This window comes from Planktothrix tepida PCC 9214 (assembly GCF_900009145.1).
Classification (GTDB): Bacteria; Cyanobacteriota; Cyanobacteriia; order Cyanobacteriales; family Microcoleaceae; genus Planktothrix; species Planktothrix tepida.
Genome location: NZ_LN889785.1, coordinates 1 through 2,044 on the forward strand (window position 1 = coordinate 1; position 2,044 = coordinate 2,044).

1 pseudogene is annotated in these 2,044 nt (G+C 40.3%); it reads left to right on the forward strand.

The features are described 5' to 3' along the window. Positions 1-210: 210 nt before the first annotated feature. Positions 211-2,015, forward strand: a pseudogene (gene ltrA / locus PL9214_RS33395) (group II intron reverse transcriptase/maturase). Positions 2,016-2,044: the final 29 nt, after the last annotated feature.

Genomic DNA, 2,044 nt, shown 5'->3' on the forward strand with positions numbered 1-2,044 from the left:
GATAGCATCACGCTAAAGACTTCAAACAAATGTGTAATCGGAACGAAGTAACCCCTAATTATCTCTGGTAAAAGATAGATAACCAGTAAGTAGCTAACGAATGATAGCTAGGGGAGGGATGGTATCAAAAGCGAATGCCTTGTTGTAATGACAAGGATATGCAGACAGATACTCGGTAATTCCAAAGAAATAGAACAAGTAGCAATGTAAATGTCTAAAACGCTGAATAAAAATCAGACGGTGGAATGGAAAGACATCAACTGGCGCAAGCTAGAACGGGTGACTTTTAAGTTGCAAAAGAGAATATTTCGAGCGAGTGAACGAGGCGATGTTAAAGCAGTTCGTAAACTTCAGAAGACCCTGATTAGGTCTTGGTCAGCAAAATGTATTGCGGTTCGTCGGGTAACACAAGATAATCAAGGTAAAAATACCGCAGGGGTGGATGGAATTAAATCTCTAACCCCAAAACAACGGAGGAGACTTGTAGGACGATTAAAGTTAACAGGTAAGGTAAAACCTACTCGTAGAGTAATGATTCCCAAACCCGGAACAACTGAAACCCGTCCATTAGGAATACCCACAATAGACGACCGTGCATTACAAGCGTTAGTCAAACTAGCGTTAGAACCAGAATGGGAGGCACTCTTCGAGCCAAACAGTTACGGTTTTAGACCAGGACGTTCCTGTCATGATGCAATCGGAGCAATATTCCTCAGCATTAGAAGCAAACCCAAATTCGTATTCGATGCTGATATCTCAAAATGCTTCGACCGCATCAACCATAAAGCGTTACTCTCCAAAATACACACATACCCCACTCTAAGCCGTTTAATTAAAGCATGGCTCAAAGCAGGGTATATGGACGGAAAAGAACTCTTTCCTACCCATGATGGTACACCACAAGGGGGAGTAATTTCACCCTTACTTGCGAACATTGCCCTACATGGTATGGAAGAAAGAGTTAAGCAATATGCAGAAACTCTGAAAGGGAGTAAACGGGATAACCGTTGCGCCCTTAGCCTAATCCGTTACGCGGATGACTTTGTGATAATCCATGAGGACTTGAACATTGTCAAAAATTGTCAAGAGATAATTGCTAACTGGTTAAGTGATTTGGGATTGGAATTAAAACCAAGCAAAACAAAAATAACTCATACCCTCAATGAAATTGATGGAAATGTTGGATTTGAGTTTTTAGGATTCCATATACAACAACACAAAGTAGGAAACTATCGAAGTGCAAGCAGTAGAAATGGAATACCGCTAGGTTTTACAACACTAATCACACCCTCAAAAGCCAAAATCAAAACTCATCTTGTCAAAATAACTGAAGTAATAGACAATCATAAAACCGCCCTACAAGCTGCTCTAATTAGTAAGCTAAATCCGATCATTAAAGGCTGGTCAAACTATTACTCAACAGTTGTTAGTAAAGAAATCTTTAAGAAGGTTGACTCTCTAACATACAACAAGTTGAGAGCATGGGCAAAAACGAGGGGAAAAGGGAACATCAATAAAGACAAATACTGGAGAACAGTAGGAGACAGAAACTGGTGTTTCAGTACAGAAGATGGATTAGAATTACTCACCCATAGCAGTACGCCAATCGTAAGGCATACAAAGGTTAAAGGCGAGGCTAGTCCATTTAATGGAGACTGGACTTATTGGAGCAAACGCCGAGGCGAATATCCTGAAACCCCTAACAGAGTTTCCAAACTAATCAAGAAACAAAAGGGTATTTGTCCTCACTGTGGTCTGTATTTCACAAGTACAGACATGGTAGAAGTTGATCATATTCAACCAATATCATTAGGTGGAAAAGATACCTATGATAACCTTCAACTTTTACACAAACATTGTCACGACACAAAAACGGCTAGTGATGGTTCTTTAACTAAAACAACAGTTGAGAATTATGACCACCAACCGTTTTGAATCGTACCTATAACAAAGGTGAAATTATCAAGGAGCCGTGTGAGGTGAAAATCTCACGCACGGTTCTGAAGGAGAGGTAGGAGTGGTAACGCTCCTATCGACTCTAACA